Raw genomic sequence first — 15,510 nt, 5'->3', positions numbered from 1 at the left:
TCAAGGTGATGGGTGGAGTTGAGGTGATGGGTGGAGTTGGGTCCGGTTCGGTGCGTCAGCCCACGGGGGTGAGCGGGCGGGTCGGGGTCTGTGCCTGAGGCGCAGCAGGCTGCTCGGGGAGTTTCAGCCGTTTGAGCAGCAGCGCGTTGACCGCGACCAGGAAGCTCGATCCGGACATCGACAGTGCGGCGATCTCGGGTCGGAGCACGAGGCCGAAGGCCGGTTGGAAGACGCCGGCCGCGATCGGGAGCGCGATGGCGTTGTAGCCGACCGCCCAGCCGAGGTTCTGGCGCATCTTGCGCAGCGTGCCGCGGCCGATGGCCAGCGCAATCGGTACGTCGAGCGGGTCGGCGCGCATGAGCACGAGGTCGGCGGTCTCGATGGCGACGTCGGTGCCGCTGCCGATGGCAATGCCGAGGTCGGCCGCGGCAAGCGCGGGTGCGTCGTTGACCCCGTCGCCCACCATCGCGACCCGGCGCCCGGCCTGCTGGAGCTCGACGACCTTGGTGGCCTTGTCCTCGGGGAGCACCTCGGCGATCACGTCGTCGATGCCGAGCTCCTCGGCGATTCGTTCGGCGGTCGCGCGGTTGTCACCGGTCAGCATCGCCACCCGGACACCGGCCTCGTGCAAGGCGGTGACGGTCGCGGCGGAGGTCTCCCGAACGGCGTCGGCGATCCCGATCACCCCGACGGCGCGGTCGTCGACCGCGACGAACACGGCAGTCCGTCCGCCGTTGGCGATCTCGTCGCGCCGGGCGCCCAGGTGCTCGCTGACCGACATGCCCTCGGACTCCATGAGCCGCCGGTTCCCGATCGCCACCTTCTGCCCGTCGACCTCAGCCAGCGCGCCGATGCCGGTGACGTTGCGGAACCCGGTGGCGCGCAGCTTGGGCACCTGCGTGCCCTCGACGTGGCGCACAATCGCCTGGGCCAGTGGGTGCTCGGACTCACGCTCGACGGCTCCCGCGAGCGCCAGCAGCCGTTCCTCATCGATGTCGCCGGGCACCACGTCGGTGACCTCGGGCTCGCCCTTGGTCAGGGTGCCGGTCTTGTCGAAGACGACGGTGTCGATGCGGGCGGAGGTCTCGATCGCGGTGGCGTTCTTGAACAAGATGCCGCGTTTGGCGCCGAGCCCGGAGCCGACCATGATCGCGGTCGGCGTGGCCAGGCCGAGGGCGTCGGGGCAGGTGATCACCACGACGGTGATCGCGAACAGCAGCGCAGTGGCTACCGGCGCGCCGGCGGCCAGCCACACCAAGAAGGTGCCGGCCCCGCCGATCAGCGCCACGAGCACCAGCCAGAAAGCCGCGCGGTCGGCCAGCTTCTGCCCGGGTGCCTTGGAGTTCTGGGCCTGCTGCACCAGGGCGACGATCTGCGCCAGCGCGGTGTCGGAGCCGACCTTGGAGGCCCGGACGCGCAGGGTGCCCGTGGTGTTAACTGTGGCGCCGATGACCGGGTCGCCGGGTGCCTTGGACACCGGGAGGCTCTCGCCGGTCACCATGGACTCGTCGACCTCGGACTCGCCTTCCTCGACGACGCCGTCGGTGGCGATCTTCGCGCCGGGTCGCACCAGCATCAGGTCGCCAACCGCAACCTCGGCGCTGGGCACCTCGACCGGCTCGCCGTCACGGATCACCAGCGCTTGGGGTGGGGCAAGGTCAAGAAGTGCGCGGATCGCGTCGTTGGCGCCGCCGCGGGCGCGCATCTCGAACCAGTGGCCCAGCAGCACGAACACGGTCAGCATCGCCGCGGCCTCGTAGAAGACCTCACCCTGTCCGGTGATCGTCACACCGACCGAGTAGAGCCAGCCGGCGCCGATCGCGACCGCGACCAGCACCATCATGTCCAGGGTGCGGGCCTTCAGCGCGCGGTAGGCGCCGTCGAAGAAGATCCAGCCGGAGTAGAAGACCACCGGGAGCGAGAGCAGCAGTGCGAAGACGTCGTCACGCATCCCGAACGGCGCCGGGGCGCCGAACCCGAGCATGTCGCGGCCCATCGGGGAGTACAGCGAGATCGGGATCGTGAACACCAGCGCGACCAGGAACCGGTTCCGCATGTCGCGGACCATGTCGGCCATCGACATCGACCCGTGTCCGCCGTGCCCCATCGCGTCGTGGGGTGAGGCGACCGGCCCGGAGCCGGCGTCGGGGTGACCTTGGTGGCCGCCGTGCTCGTCGGACGCGTGCTCTGCGGTCCCGGCGTCCACCGTGTGGTCGTGCCCGGACGGTTCGGTCATCGGGTCGCAGACGTGGTTGGGGACCGACTGGCCGGCGCAGTGGTAGCCGCAGTCGCGGACCCAGCCCCGCAGCTGGCTCAGGTCGGTGACCTGTGGCTGGTAGGTCACGGTCGCGGTCTGGGAGACCGGGTTGGCGTCGACGCCCACCACACCGGGGCGGCGCGACAGCACGCTCTCCACGACGTTCTTTGTGGTCGCCCAGTGCACTCCGGAGACCTCGAGCACCGCTGTCGCCGTGCCGTCCGTGCCGGACGAGACCTGCCCGGGCTGTGCCTCGGGGCGCAGGCCGTCACCGCTGTGCGGTGCGTGGTCGTGGTGATTCACGATGTCGCCTCCTGCCGGTTGAGCTGGGTCTCGGTGCCGGTGGAGATCGCCTTGAAGCGGCGGAGCCGCAGGCTGTTGGAGACCACGAACACCGAGGAGAACGCCATCGCGGCGCCGGCGATCAGGGGGTTGAGCAGCCCCAGGGCGGCGAGGGGGAGCGCGGCGACGTTGTAGGCGAAGGCCCAGAAGAGGTTGCCTTTGATGGTGGCCAGGGTGCGTCGGGAGAGCCTGATCGCGTCGACCGCGGTGCGGAGGTCGCCTCGGACCAGGGTGAGGTCGGAGGCTTCGATGGCCACGTCGGTTCCGGTGCCCATGCTGATGCCCAGGGAGGAGGCGGCCAGGGCGGGGCCGTCGTTGGTGCCGTCGCCCACCATGGCGACGACCTTGCCCTCGGCCTGCAGCCGACGGACGACCTCCACCTTCTCGGCCGGCAGGACCTCGGCGATCACATCGTTGCCCTCAACGTCAATGCCGACCTCGGCGGCGACGGCGCGCGCGGCGCGCTGGTTGTCGCCGGTGAGCAGTACCGGGCGAAGACCGAGCTGTCGGAGCTCGGCGATCGCCTGCTTGCTGGTCGGTTTCACGGTGTCGGAGACCACCAGGACACCGCGGGCCGAGCCGTCCCAGCCGACGGCGATCGCGGTGCGACCGCGGTCCTCGGCCTCACGGACGGCTGTTGCGAGCGTGGGGTCCAGCGGCATCGACCATTCGGTCTGCAACCAGCTGGGGCGACCGGCCACCACCGCGTGGCCCTCGACGACGCCGGCGACGCCCAGCCCAGGGGTGGAGTCGAAGCCCTCGACCTCGGGGAGGCGCTGCCCGATCCGGTCGCTGGCGCCGGCGGCGATCGCCTCGGCGATCGGGTGCTCCGAGGCGTTCTCCAGTGCACCGGCCAACCGCAGCAGCTCAGCGGGGTTGGTGTCCGGGGCTGCGACGGCGTCGACGAGGGTCATCTTGCCGGTGGTGATCGTGCCGGTCTTGTCTAAGACGATGGTGTCGACGACTCGGGTGGACTCCAGCATCTCGGGGCCCTTGATCAGGATGCCGAGCTGCGCGCCGCGTCCGGTGCCCACCAGCAGCGCGGTTGGGGTCGCCAGCCCCAGGGCGCAGGGGCAGGCGATGATCAGCACCGCGACCGCCGCGGTGAAGGCCGCGGTGGCGGAGTGGCCGGTGAGCAGCCACCCGGCCAGGGTGACGAGCGACAAGGCGATCACGATCGGGACGAAGACCGCCGAGACCCGGTCGGCGAGGCGCTGCACGGCGGCTTTGCCGCTCTGAGCCTCCTCGACCAGCTTGGCCATCTGCGCCAGCTGGGTGTCGGCGCCGACCCGGGTGGCGCGGACCACCAGCCAGCCGCCGGCGTTCACCGTGGCGCCCACCACGGCATCACCCGGGCCTACCTCGACAGGCACCGGCTCACCGGTGAGCATCGCTGCGTCGACCGCGGAGGTGCCGGATTCCACGACGCCGTCGGTGGCGACCTTCTCACCGGGGCGCACGACGAACAGGTCACCGACAGTCAGCTGCGCGACGGGGACCCGGGATTCGACGCCGTCGCGGAGCACCGCAACGTCCTTGGCGCCCATGTCGAGCAGGGCCCGCAGCGCCGCGCCAGACTGTCGCTTGGCGCGGGCCTCGAAGTACCGGCCGGCGAGGATGAACGTGGTGACGGCGGCGGCGACCTCGAGGTAGATGTGCGGCTCGGTGCTACCTCCGTCGGGCAGCAGCTCGAAGGGCATCCGCATCCCGGTCATGCCGGCGTGGGTGAAGAACAGCGCCCACAGCGACCACAGGTACGCCGCGGTGACGCCGACCGAGATCAGGGTGTCCATGGTGGCCGCGCGGTGCCGGGCGTTGGCGACCGCGGCCTTGTGGAACGGCCAGGCGCCCCAGACCACGACCGGGGAGGCCAGGGTGAGGGAGAGCCACTGCCAGTTGTCGAACTGCAGCGCCGGGATCATGCTCATCGCGAGCACCGGGACGGTGAGTACGCCGGAGATGACCAGCCGCTGCCACCAGCCGGCCGCCTCGACGTCCCGTTGGTCCGGCACGTCGTCGCCCGTCCGCGAGGACATCTCGTCCGTCCCGGCCGGGGGTGTCGGCAAGGTGGCCGTGTATCCGGTGGCCTGGACAACCTCGACGAGCTGCTCGGGGCTCACGGTATCGGAGTAGGTGACCTTGGCCTTCTCGGTGGCGTAGTTGACCGACGCGGTGACGCCGTCGAGTTTGTTCAGCTTCTTCTCGATCCGGGCCGCGCACGACGCGCAGGTCATCCCGCCGATGGTCAGCTCGACCTGGCCGGCCGGCCCGGTGGTAGGGCCGCCCTGGGACTGTCCTGCTGTCGTGTGCTCGGTCATGGCTCCTGCTCTCCGTCCGGCATCGGGGCCGGTCTCGACTTGCGCGTGCGGGCTGTACGTGGTGCGCGGCCTTGCTCAGGCCAGCCGGTAGTCGCCGGCCTCCTCCAAAGCGGTGGCGACCAGGGCGTCGTCGAGGGGCTCGGGGCCGGTCACCCGGACCGTGGAGGTGCCGCCGGCGACGAGGTTCACGGTGACGTCGGTGACGCCGGGAAGCTGCTTGATCTCGTCGGTGACTGCGGAGGCGCAGTGCCCACAGGTCATGCCGGTCACCTCGAAGCTCTGAACGTCCTGCTCGGTCATCAGGTTCTCCTTCTGCTGGGGTGGGGTCGTGTGTCGGCTGGTGTGCTCCTCGGCGGCGGAGCTGCATCCGCAGCCGCTTCCTCCGCAGCAGCCGCCGGAGGCGCTGACGAGGGGCAGCTCGGTGGATGTGGACCTGTTCATTCGTACTCCTCGGTTGGGGTGGAAGCGGTTCTCAAGAGCGGACCAGGCGCGCGATGGCGGCGGTGGCCTCGGCGAGCTTCTCGTCGGCCTCGGGTCCCCTGTTCCGCGCGGCGTCCGTCACGCAGTGGTGCAGGTGTTGGTCGAGCAGCGACAGGGCGACGTTCTCCAGCGCCTTGGTGGCGGCGGAGACCTGGGTGAGGATGTCGATGCAGTAGGTCTCCTCGTCGACCATCCGCTGCAACCCTCGGACCTGGCCCTCGACGCGCTTGAGTCGGTTCAGCAAGGCCTGCTTGTCGGTGATGTACCCGGGTTCTGTGTGGGCCACGACGAGGCTCCTGTCTGAGCGGATGAGCTTCTGCGAACCAATGTACCCCCCAGGGGTATGAAGACAAGAGCCTGGCCGAACCCTTCATGGAACCTTCATGAAGGGTTCGACCAGTCCCGATCGTGCCGATTCACGCGCTCGGTCAGAGCCGCTTGGTCACCTCCGCAAGGAGCTCCTGCGGGGCCAGCCACATCGACGGGTACTCGCCGTACCAGCGCTGCTTGCCCTCGGTGTCGATGAGCACGAAGCTGTGCCCGGGCAGGCCGGCGTGCATGCCGTTGCCGATCGTGCCGTAGGCGTCGGAGACGGTGCCGTCGTCGAGGAGGAACGGTGTCTTCACACCGTTGGCGGCCATGTCGGCGGTGATCTGCTCCTTGGTGTTCATCACGATCGGCAGCACGGTCACGTTCTCCTCAGCGAACGCCGCGGCGTGCTTCTCGATCTCACCCATCTGCACGATGCAGGACTGGCAGCCGGCGCCCTCGGAGAAGTAGAGGACGACGTTCTCGCCGCGGTGGTCGGACAGGTTGTGGGTCTCGCCGGCGGTGTCGACGAGGCTGAAGTCCGGTGCCGCCTTCGTCGCGTCGGAGGACTGCGGACGAGAGGTGAGCAGCATCGCCGCCACCACGGCGATGAGCACGGCTCCGGTGATCACCCAGATCATCGTGCCCTCGTGGGTGCGACGGGTGCGCGACAGCTCGGCGGCGGCCCGCTCGGTGCGGTTCTGGACGGCGGCCTTGTGGGACATGGACTCGTTCTCCTTCAGTGGTGGTGCGTCGCGGCCGGAGCGGTGGTGGACGTCGGGGCGGTGCCGTGGCACGAACCTTCGAGTTCGTCGGGCTCATCGGGTCCGTCGCCGGATGATGCGCCCCGATCACGGAGGGTGGCGACCACGAAGACCGCAGCGAGCGCGAGTACGGCGACGCCGAGGACCGGCTCGGGAACCGGGTCGACCCAGGCTTCGATCCGGGTGAAGACCCGCTCGAGGCCCTTGCCGATCGCCACCTGGAAGCCGGGGCCACCGGTCATCTGGGCGGAGCCGGCCAGCCAGATCACGAAACCGCCCATGGCCGCGAACGCGACAGCGACGCCGAGATTGATGGTGTTGGTGGCCAGCACTCGGCCGGCGACCCGGATGCGCAGCGGCTTGGCGCGCAGCCATTGGCGCTCCCCGAGCCGGTAGCGGTCCCAGGCAAGGGCCATGACGAACAGCGGGAACACCATGCCGAAGGTGTAGGCGAGGCCCAGGGTCAGCCCGCCGAGCGCCGAACCGGACAGCGCCGAGAGCGTCATGACACCGGCGAGCACGGGGCGCAGCAGCTGGAGGCGATCCCGGAGAAGACGCCGAGGGCGAAGAAGCTGGCCGAGTCGCCGCGCCGGGTGTCGGGTGCCCGAAGGAACGAGGGCAGCGACATCATCCGTCCGGACAGGCTGAAGAGGGCCAGTGCCAGCATCAGCGCACCGCCCGCGTAGTACAGGGGCTGGTGGTAGTTGGCGATCGCGGAGGCGACCAGGCTCATCCCGAGCGTGATCGGCACCAGCACCAGCGCCAGACCGGCGGCGAACACGAAGGTGAGCGGCAGCAGCCGCCAGCGACGATTCTTGACCGCGACCGCCATGTAGGAGGGGGCCAGGAACACTATGCAGCAGGGCGCGAAGAGTGCCACTCCACCGGCGAAGAAGGCGGCGAGGACCGAGCCGGTCGTCAGCAGGTCACCCATGGCTCAGCGCGCCTTCGGCGGTTCGGCGAGCCGGGTCGCCGTACCTGGCGTGCAGGACCTTGGTGAGCTTGCGGCGTGGCAGGCGGCCGTGGCTGAAGAAGGTCCCGTCGAGCAGCACCAACGGGCTGAGTGCCGCCCGGTGGCTGCTCATCAGCTCTTGACCCGCGGCGGTCCGGACGCTCACCGTGTCGATCGCCAGCGGGTAGCGGACGGCCAGCTCCTCGAGCACCCGGTGGGCGTCGTCGCAGAAGTGGCAGGCATCGGACTCGACGACGATGACCCGGGTGGGCGCCACCGCCGAGATCGGATTCGTGGACAAGACGGGTTCCCTCGTTCGACCCAGCAGTTACGCCCCGAGCATCGGCGGCCGACCCGGCGGGTTCGACCGAGGTTGCGTCAAGATTCGCTGAAGATCGCGGGCCGGGCCACTCGCGTTTCAGGAAGCGCTTTGCGGCGCGGCGGGCAGCCGCACGATGAACGCCGACCCGTGCCCAGGCCCCGCGCTGTCAACGGTGATCCGGCCGCCGTGGGCCTCGACGAGCGCCCTGGCGATGCTCAACCCGATCCCGGAGCCGCCATGCTCCCGGTCCCGCGCTGTGTCCGCACGGTAGAAGCGGTCGAACACGTGGGGCAGGTGCTCGGCGGCGATACCGTCACCGGAGTCGGCGACGGCGTACTCCACCTGATGGTCCACCGCGCGGCAGCTCAGACTGACCGTGCCACCTGCCGGGGTGTGCCGTAGGGCGTTGTCCAAGAGATTGGTGAGCACCTGCCCGATCCGTTCCGGGTCCGCCCACAGCGGCACCTGCTCGAGCGCCTCGCGCAGGCCGACTCCCTTACCGGCGTACCGGTCGCGGGCTGCCGCCAACGCGGTGCGCGCAACGGCCGCCGCGTCGACGTCCCGGCGATGGATCTGCAGCTTTCCCTCCTCAGCGCGCGACACCGCGGAGATGTCCTCGGCCAGCCGGCGCAACCGCCCGGTGCTGGAGCGGATGACCGCCAGCGTCGTGGCGTCGAGGTCCCGGACGCCGTCCTCGACCGCTTCCAAGTGCGCCTCGACAGTGGCCAGCGGCGTCCGCATCTCGTGCGCCAGGTCCGCCAGCAGCCGCCGCCGGGTGACCTCCACCGTCTCCAACTGCGCGGCCAGGGCGTTGTACCCGTCGGCGAGGGTGTCGAACTCCGCGCCCAGGCCGGGCGAGGGCACCCGGGTATCGAGTTGTCCGGCAGCGATTCCCGCCGCGGCGGCAGTGACCGTGTCGATGGAGCGCTGCACCCGCCGACTGAAGTACCACGACACGGCCAGCGCGGCCGCGACCGAAGCGAGGAGCGCCACGGCCACTGACAGCAGCAGCGCGGACCCGAACGCCTCCTCGATGTGGGAAGTCTCAGCGGAGGTGTGGGTGTCGCCGGCGCGGGTGAGGTGTTCGCGGAACAGCCCTGGTCCAACGGCCGAGGCCACTACCCACGTGGTCAGCGCCCCGGCGACGAGGACGAGGGCTTGGGCGACCATGAGCCGGGCAGCGAAGCCGCTGCGCCGACGCCGGATACCGAGATTCTCGGGCCCGGACGCGGTGCGGTGCCTCATGGGTGTCCGGTGCCCATCCGGTAGCCGACGCCGCGCACGGTCCGGATGAACCTCGGGCGGGCGGCGTCGTCACCGAGCTTCCGCCGTAGATGGCCGATGTGAACGTCGACCAGATGCTCGTCGCCCACCCACGCCGCGCCCCAGACGGCCTCGATCAGTTGCGCGCGACTGAACGCCATCTGCGGTCGCCCCGACAGGGTCGTCAATAGGTCGAACTCGGTCCGGGTCAGTGCCACCGGTTCCCCGTCCAGCCAGACGTCGCGGCCGACCGGGTCGACAGTCAACGGGCCGAACTCGCGTGACGTGTCCGGCATCACCCCGTCGTCGAGACGGCCCGGCTGCGGGGCCCGCGGCCGACGCAGCATCGCCTGGATACGGGCCATCAGCTCGCGCGGGGAGAACGGCTTGGTCAGGTAGTCGTCAGCGCCGACCGAGAGCCCGATGAGCGTGTCCACCTCCTCGCTGCGCGCGGTCAGCATCACGACGTAAGCGTCGGAGAACGTGCGCACCTGGCGACAGACCTCGATGCCGTCGAGGCCGGGCAGCCCCAGGTCGAGTACGACGACGTCGGGGTCTACCTCCCTGCAGGTCCGCACCGCCTCGGTGCCGTCGTGAGTCACCGTGACATCGAAGCCGGCGCGTTCCAGGTAGCTGGCCAGCAGGGTCGCCAGTGGCACTTCGTCCTCCACGACCAGCGCTCGGCGCCCGGCGCCGTCGGTCGCAGGGTGACCGGGGCCAGCCGCAGCCGAGTTCTGTGCCATGGACACATGGTGGCAGTCCCGTCGGTCACTGCGGCTGGCCGAGACCTTGGCCGGAGTGTTCTTCAGCGAACCTTCACACGATCACGACCGCCTGAGTGAGGTGGGTCGCCGACAGTGGACGGGAGATTCGCGGAGAGCGAAAGGAGCTGAGGACGATGATGGGCTGGTACCACGACGGCATGGGCTGGGGCGGCTGGCTGCTGATGACGCTGGCCATGGTGGCCTTCTGGGCGCTTGTGGTGTTCGCGGTCGTGGCGCTCTTCCGCGGCGCTGATCCGCGCACGGACCGTCGCACCCCGGAGCAGATCCTCGACGAGCGGTTCGCTCGCGGTGAGATCGACGAGGTCGAGTACCGGATTCGCCGTGATGCCTTGCAGGCCAACCACCACGGGTCGCAACCGCCCGCCACGGCTCCGCTGCCGTGAATGACCTGACGAGCGCGCGCGTCCACGACCATCACAGCGGCGCAAGACCTGCGGGCGACCTCGCACCGCAAGATCGTCATGGTCGTTGGGCGGGCATCCGCGACGCGCTCGGCGCGGTCGTCGGCGCCGCCCTCGGGCTGCTGCCGCACCTGTTGCACCACGTCTCGCTGTTCGCCGGCGCCCTGGTGATCACCGGCGCGGCCGGGAACCTGCTGTTCGGAGCACTCGGCCTCTTGCTGTCGGTTCCGCTGCTGCGGCGGCTCTCCCCCGCCGGTTCGGCACATGGAAGGCACCAACGCTGGCCCTCGCAGCGTTCGCCGCGATGTTCTCCCTATCTACATTCGTGATCGGACCCGCGCTGACCGGTGCCGAGGCCGACGCCACCCCCACGCCGCCGGCCTCAGAAACCCCGGAGCCCGGATCCCCGTCCAGCAGCGTCGACCATGACGGGCACCACGGCGGCTGAGTCCACCGCCCCAAGCGAGTCAACTGGCGACGGTCACGTCCCAGCGATGAGGAGCTCGGCGCGGAGCTGCTGACGAACCTCGAGGGCGACGAACAGCAGCAGAGCGACGGACCACGCCAGTTGACGCCGGCGGGGCGTCCATCCGAGGGCGACGTTGAGCCAACGGCCGGACACGAGACCCACCGCCGCACGGAGGAGCGCCAGGAGTGCGCCGTAGACGACGACGATGCCGAGGGGGTTGTAGGTCCAGGCATCCTCAAACCGGCCCTGCGCGGCGTACCGGGCGGCCCGGGTTCCGCCACACAACGGATCCATGATCCCGAGCCGGTGCAGCGGCGGATGGAGGTCGACCGCCGGTAGCCCATAGATCGCCATCGCGACCGCGATGCTCGCCCCCATCGCAGCCAGGTACGTGACCCATCGATGCGCGTCGCTGCGTCCCCACCTGGCCCACAGCCACTGCGAACTAGCACCAGACCTGAGCGAACTCGTCATAGGAGACAGCATGCCGAGCAGGCCACACCTGGAATGGTTCGCAGGGCCTACGTCGGGCTTTCTTGAGCGAACCTTCACAGGAACGGCGGAGCGACTTCATCACCGGCGGCAAGGCTGACAGCAACAAGCCAATCGAAGGAGGGTGGAGATGCGACTCCATTGGACAATCAACATCACGCCAGCGGAGCGGATCGCTCGCGTGGTCGTGGGCACACTCGCCGCCATCGTCGGTTTGGTCCTGCTGACCGGCGCCACCAGCGGCATCGCCGTGCTTCTGGACGGGTTGCTAGTTCTCGCCGGGCTCGACTTCGTCGTCACCGGCGCACTCGGCCACTGCCCGCTGTACGCGAAGCTCGGCCACATGCCGGCCTCACTGAAGGGAAAGACATCATGACCGTCCAGCGACCCGACCCCCACGACCTCCCGGTCACCGAGTCGACCCAGCCGGAGCACCAGCCCGGCGTTGGGCACCAGCATGGCGGGCACCGGCTGATCATGATGATCTGCTGCGTGCCAATGGTCGCCATCGCCGTCCTGCTGCTGGTCACCGGGGTCGCCGGCTCCGGCATCATCGTCTCCGCGCTGCTGTGCGTCGCGATGATGGCGGCGATGATGTTCGCCATGCCCGGTGGGCACGGCCACAAGTAGCCCGGGTCCGCCATGACCACGGCAGGACGAGCCGGCCTCCAGATCAGCAGGGGCGAGGTGCCGGTCACTCGGCGGCCTCTCGCGGCTCGACCTCTTCGCACTACCGCCGGCGCTCTCGGCATCGGCATGGCGCTGATGCTGATGCTTCTGCTCAACGGCCTGTGGAGCGGAGTCCAGGAACGGGCGACCATCTATGAGGACCACCTCGATGCCGACCTCGTCGTGGTGCCCGCCGAAACCGGCAGCCTGTTTGCCGACCCGGGCGTCCTGCCCGCGGACACCGTGGCGACGGTGACGCGTACGCCGGGCGTCGACGGCGCCTTCCCGCTGCGCACGATGTATTCGATCGTCGAGCTGCCGCACGGCAAGGCGGCAGTCGCCGCGGTCGCCAGCGACCCCACCGGCCCAGGAGGTCCCTGGTCGTTCGCCGCGGGCCGGGCGCCGCAGACCTCGGACGAGGTGGCGCTCGATCGGTTGTTCGCGGAGCAACACGGCCTCGCGATGGGAGACCGGCTTCCGATCCTGGGTCATCCGATGCGCGTCGTCGGCCTCACCGAGGACACCGCGATGTTTATGACGCCGCTGGTCTTCGTCACCGAGCAAGCGATGACCGAGATGCTGCGCGCCGGCGACACCACCGGCTCGGTCCTGGTCACCACCGGAGATCCCGCAGCGGTGGCCGACCGGCTCCGGGAGCAGGGTCTGAACGTGCGGACTCCCGAGCAGTTGCACGACTCGGCGCTTGAGCAGGCCACGAAGGTCTACGGCTCGCCGGTTCGGCTGATGGTCGCAGTGGCGTTCGCCGCCGGCACCCTGATCGTCGCGCTCGTCGCGTATACCCGCGTGACCGAGCAGCAAGGGGACTTGGGCGTGCTCAAGGCGCTGGGCGCCACCCCGGCCAGGATCCGTCGCATCGCGGTCACCGAGACAGTGATCCTGACCATCCTCGGGGTTCTCGCCGGTGTGCTGCTGCTGCTGGCCACCCGGGAGGTGCTGGCCTGGTGGCGTCCCGCGTTCCCTGTCGTGCTCACCGGCGACTCGGTGACCCGGACTGCCGTGGCTGCCGCGGTCATGGCGTTGCTGGCGGCCTGGCTGCCGGCTCGCCGCCTTGCAAAGCTGGACGCAGCATCGGCGTTCCGGAGCGGCACATGAACGCCGTACGCACCCTGACCCGCCCGCCCACCGCCGACGCGGTCCCTGTGGGACGCCGGATGCTGTTCGCCGAGCGGCGCCGAGCCACCCTGACGATCCTCGGCGTCGCCTGCGCCCTGCTGCTCGTGCTGGTGCTGCGCGGCATCTTCGCCGGCGCCATCGAGCAGGTCACTAACTACATTCGCACCTCACCGGCGGAGATCTTCGTGTCACAGGCCGGAGTGCGGACCATGCACATGAGCGCCTCCGCGCTTCCGACCGACTCCGTCGCGGAGGTCGCCGCGGTGCCCGGAGTCGCCTGGGCCGAACCTATCGGATTCGCAACCGGATCCGTCGCCGGACCCGACGGGCGCCAGCTCTCCTACGTCATCGGCTACGACACCACCACTGGCCGCGGCGGACCGTCGACCCTCGAAACCGGACGCCAACCGGGACCCGGTGAGGCGGTGCTCGATCGGCAGGCAGCCGACCAGCTCGGAATCAAGGTGGATGACCTAGTGACCGTGCTCGGCACCCCCCTCCGCATCGTCGGGCTGTCGTCCGGCGGCACCAACATCGCGAACACCACGGTCTTCGTGTCGGCCGAGCAGTTCCAACGCATGGGTCACCACGAGGTCTCCTACATCCTGATCGGCGTCGAGGACGACGTCTCTGCAGGCACTGTCGCGGGCCGAGTCCAGGACGCGCTGCCGGGGGCGACGGTGCAGACCCGGGAGGAGTTCGCCGACTCAGAGACCCGGGTGGTCACCGACATGAGCGCCGACCTGCTGCGGCTGATGAGCACCATCGGGCTGCTCATCGCGCTTGCCGTCATCGCCCTAGGGCTGATGACCGCGACGCTGAGCCAGATCCGGGACTATGCGGTGCTCAAGGCATTGGGGGCCACCACCCTCCGACTGGCAGGCACCGTCGCGGTGCAGGTGGTGGTCACCGTCGCGCTGGCCGCCGCTGCCGCCACCGTCCTCGCCCTCGGGCTAGGGGTGCTACTGCCGCTGCTCTCCTCCTCGGTCCCGGTCAGCGTCACCGCCCCCGCAGTGGCCCAGACCGCCGGTGGCGCACTGCTCGCCGGACTGATCGCAGCCTTGTGGCCGCTGCGCCGCATCGCCAGCATCGACGCCGCCACCGCCTTCAGGGAGACCCGATGAACACCCCACCTACCGAACCCCTGCTGACCACGCCGACAGCAAGCGCGGGCACCGAGAGCCAGGTGAGTCTCCGAGTACGGCGTCTCACCAAGACCTACGGTGACGGCCCCACCCGCGTTGATGCTGTGCACGAGCTCGACCTCGACGTACACCGCGGGGAGGTGCTGCTCGTGATGGGCCCCAGCGGATCGGGCAAGACCACGCTGCTGCTGATGATCGGCGGCCTGCTGCGCCCCACCTCGGGCTCCATCGAAGTGACCACCGAACACGGACGCACCGTTGACCTCGCAGTCACCCCCGAACGGCAGCTCCCCGGCCTGCGGGCCCACACCTTCGGTTTCATCTTCCAGGACTACGCGCTGCTCGATGCTCTCACCGCGACAGAGAACATCGCGGTCGCCAACAACCTCGCCGGCCTGCGCGATCCTGCCGCCACCGCCCAGGCGCGTGAGCTTCTCGAACGGGTCGGCCTTTCCCACCGGGCGACAGCGCGCCCCTCTCAGATGTCCGGCGGCGAACAGCAGCGGGTCGCCGTCGCTCGAGCGTTGGCCAACGACCCACCCGTGCTGCTCGCCGACGAACCGACTGCCAACCTCGACGCCTCCCGTGGCCGCGACCTGGGCCGTCTGCTTCGGCGTCTCGCCGACGAGGATCAGCGGTCAGTCGTCATCGTCAGCCACGACGACCGCCTGCGTGAGGTGGCCGACCGGGTCCTGTGGCTCGAGGACGGCGGGTTCAAGGTCGTCGCGGGCCTGGTCGTGGACCCGGTGTGCCGCATGCTCGTGGAGGCGAACGGACCGAGCTTGGAGTTCGCCGGGCAGACGCACTGGTTCTGCTCCGAGGGCTGCCGCCGCGAGTACGCCGAGGCGCCCGGCCACTTCCAACCGCAGAACGAAACGCCTCGCTGACCCAGGAGCCCTGCACCTCTAGACGACTGATTCCAAGGGGTGTCAGTGGTCATAGGCGGTTAGGGATCGTAGGACGGGTTGGCTGGTGTGGTCGTTGTGCCAGATGGCGGTGGTCAGGGCCAGGAGTCGTTGGAGGACGCGGACGATGACGCCGGCTTGGGTTCGTCCGCCGTGGCGTTCGAGGCTGAGCTGGCCCTTGAGGGTGTCGAACACCGATTCGATGGTTTGCCGTAGGGGTTTGAAGAACTGGGCGCCTGGTCGGGGGTTCTCCCCGGTCCGGGCTTTGCGCAACAACGTGAATCCGGTTGCGGCCAGGGTGGATTCGAACTCGCGACCGTAGTAGTTCTTGTCCGCGATGAGGGTCCGGCCGCCGCCGGCCAGAGCTGGGGTGGTGGCGATCAGGTCGGTCAGAACGGTTCGTTCGTCGGCCTTGGCTCCGGTCAACGCGAACGCGACGGGCAGCCCGTGCAGGGTGGTCACCAGGTGCAGCCGGAGCCCCCAGAAGTAGCGCGAGTGGCTGG

Annotated in this window: 19 protein-coding genes; 7 read left to right on the top strand and 12 right to left on the bottom strand. The window is 69.7% G+C overall.

What is annotated here, in order from left to right:
* Window positions 1-55: 55 nt before the first annotated feature.
* From BN11_RS05185 to BN11_RS05145, 10 genes are all read right to left on the bottom strand, one after another.
* A complete protein-coding gene (locus tag BN11_RS05185) occupies window positions 56-2,560 on the bottom strand; it encodes a heavy metal translocating P-type ATPase (protein ID WP_235435373.1) in 2,505 nt (834 codons plus the stop codon).
* A complete protein-coding gene (locus tag BN11_RS05180) occupies window positions 2,557-4,917 on the bottom strand; it encodes a heavy metal translocating P-type ATPase (protein WP_083433550.1) in 2,361 nt (786 codons plus the stop codon). The genes BN11_RS05185 and BN11_RS05180 overlap by 4 nt, the downstream gene beginning before the upstream one ends.
* Before the next feature lie 75 nt (window positions 4,918-4,992).
* The gene (locus BN11_RS25060) at window positions 4,993-5,358 is read right to left on the bottom strand and encodes a heavy-metal-associated domain-containing protein (protein WP_235435372.1); all 366 of its coding nucleotides are present in this window, start codon (window positions 5,356-5,358) and stop codon (window positions 4,993-4,995) included.
* Window positions 5,359-5,389: 31 nt separating this feature from the next.
* On the bottom strand, window positions 5,390-5,683 hold the full coding sequence (locus BN11_RS05170) for a metal-sensitive transcriptional regulator (protein ID WP_201329219.1): 294 nt from the start codon (window positions 5,681-5,683) through the stop codon (window positions 5,390-5,392).
* 142 nt (window positions 5,684-5,825) lie between these two features.
* The gene (locus BN11_RS05165; protein WP_048700851.1) at window positions 5,826-6,431 is read right to left on the bottom strand and encodes a peroxiredoxin family protein; all 606 of its coding nucleotides are present in this window, start codon (window positions 6,429-6,431) and stop codon (window positions 5,826-5,828) included.
* A gap of 14 nt (window positions 6,432-6,445) precedes the next feature.
* Window positions 6,446-6,991, bottom strand: coding sequence for a hypothetical protein (locus BN11_RS25055; RefSeq protein WP_235435371.1), 546 nt, complete (start codon window positions 6,989-6,991; stop codon window positions 6,446-6,448).
* Window positions 6,973-7,404 (bottom strand): cytochrome c biogenesis CcdA family protein, encoded by a 432-nt coding sequence (locus tag BN11_RS25050; protein WP_235435370.1) that lies wholly within the window; start codon window positions 7,402-7,404, stop codon window positions 6,973-6,975. Before BN11_RS25050 ends, BN11_RS25055 begins: the two co-directional genes overlap by 19 nt.
* Complete coding sequence (locus BN11_RS05155; RefSeq protein WP_235435369.1) at window positions 7,397-7,723, bottom strand: glutaredoxin; 327 nt, start codon at window positions 7,721-7,723, stop codon at window positions 7,397-7,399. Before BN11_RS05155 ends, BN11_RS25050 begins: the two co-directional genes overlap by 8 nt.
* Window positions 7,724-7,840: 117 nt before the next feature.
* Entirely contained in the window at window positions 7,841-8,989 is a 1,149-nt protein-coding gene (locus BN11_RS05150) for a sensor histidine kinase (RefSeq protein WP_048695352.1), read from the bottom strand.
* Window positions 8,986-9,750 (bottom strand): response regulator transcription factor, encoded by a 765-nt coding sequence (locus tag BN11_RS05145; protein WP_083433549.1) that lies wholly within the window; start codon window positions 9,748-9,750, stop codon window positions 8,986-8,988. Before BN11_RS05145 ends, BN11_RS05150 begins: the two co-directional genes overlap by 4 nt.
* Before the next feature lie 155 nt (window positions 9,751-9,905).
* On the opposite strand from BN11_RS05145, the gene BN11_RS05140 reads away from it, so the two are divergent.
* Complete coding sequence (locus tag BN11_RS05140; RefSeq protein ID WP_048695347.1) at window positions 9,906-10,175, top strand: SHOCT domain-containing protein; 270 nt, start codon at window positions 9,906-9,908, stop codon at window positions 10,173-10,175.
* A complete protein-coding gene (locus tag BN11_RS05135) occupies window positions 10,172-10,522 on the top strand; it encodes a hypothetical protein (protein ID WP_235435368.1) in 351 nt (116 codons plus the stop codon). The genes BN11_RS05140 and BN11_RS05135 overlap by 4 nt, the downstream gene beginning before the upstream one ends.
* A 152-nt stretch (window positions 10,523-10,674) precedes the next feature.
* Here the strand turns inward: BN11_RS05135 and BN11_RS05130 are convergent, their stop codons facing one another.
* Window positions 10,675-11,040 carry a DUF2752 domain-containing protein gene (locus BN11_RS05130; protein ID WP_053084011.1) on the bottom strand — a complete coding sequence of 122 codons (366 nt, stop codon included), beginning with the start codon at window positions 11,038-11,040 and terminating at the stop codon, window positions 10,675-10,677.
* Window positions 11,041-11,284: 244 nt separating this feature from the next.
* Between BN11_RS05130 and BN11_RS05125 the strand changes: the two genes are divergently transcribed.
* The 5 genes from BN11_RS05125 to BN11_RS05105 are packed head-to-tail and all read left to right on the top strand — an operon-like array spanning window position 11,285 to window position 14,989.
* Complete coding sequence (locus BN11_RS05125) at window positions 11,285-11,530, top strand: YgaP family membrane protein (RefSeq protein ID WP_048700842.1); 246 nt, start codon at window positions 11,285-11,287, stop codon at window positions 11,528-11,530.
* Window positions 11,527-11,784, top strand: a complete 258-nt coding sequence (locus tag BN11_RS05120; RefSeq protein WP_048695344.1) for a hypothetical protein — start codon at window positions 11,527-11,529, stop codon at window positions 11,782-11,784. Before BN11_RS05125 ends, BN11_RS05120 begins: the two co-directional genes overlap by 4 nt.
* Window positions 11,785-11,796: 12 nt before the next feature.
* Window positions 11,797-12,936, top strand: coding sequence for an ABC transporter permease (locus BN11_RS05115; protein ID WP_083433547.1), 1,140 nt, complete (start codon window positions 11,797-11,799; stop codon window positions 12,934-12,936).
* Window positions 12,933-14,081, top strand: coding sequence for an ABC transporter permease (locus BN11_RS05110; protein WP_048695339.1), 1,149 nt, complete (start codon window positions 12,933-12,935; stop codon window positions 14,079-14,081). The genes BN11_RS05115 and BN11_RS05110 overlap by 4 nt, the downstream gene beginning before the upstream one ends.
* Window positions 14,078-14,989 (top strand): ATP-binding cassette domain-containing protein, encoded by a 912-nt coding sequence (locus BN11_RS05105; RefSeq protein WP_048695336.1) that lies wholly within the window; start codon window positions 14,078-14,080, stop codon window positions 14,987-14,989. Before BN11_RS05110 ends, BN11_RS05105 begins: the two co-directional genes overlap by 4 nt.
* Before the next feature lie 42 nt (window positions 14,990-15,031).
* Here the strand turns inward: BN11_RS05105 and BN11_RS05100 are convergent.
* A partial coding sequence (locus BN11_RS05100; protein ID WP_048695333.1) for a transposase occupies window positions 15,032-15,510 on the bottom strand: 479 nt, incomplete at its 5' end.

Source organism: Nostocoides australiense Ben110 (genome assembly GCF_001050535.1).
GTDB classification, from domain to species: domain Bacteria; phylum Actinomycetota; class Actinomycetes; order Actinomycetales; family Dermatophilaceae; genus Nostocoides_A; species Nostocoides_A australiense.
Note: the sequence above shows the minus strand (reverse complement) of the source record. Positions and strands in the feature narration are given on the sequence as shown.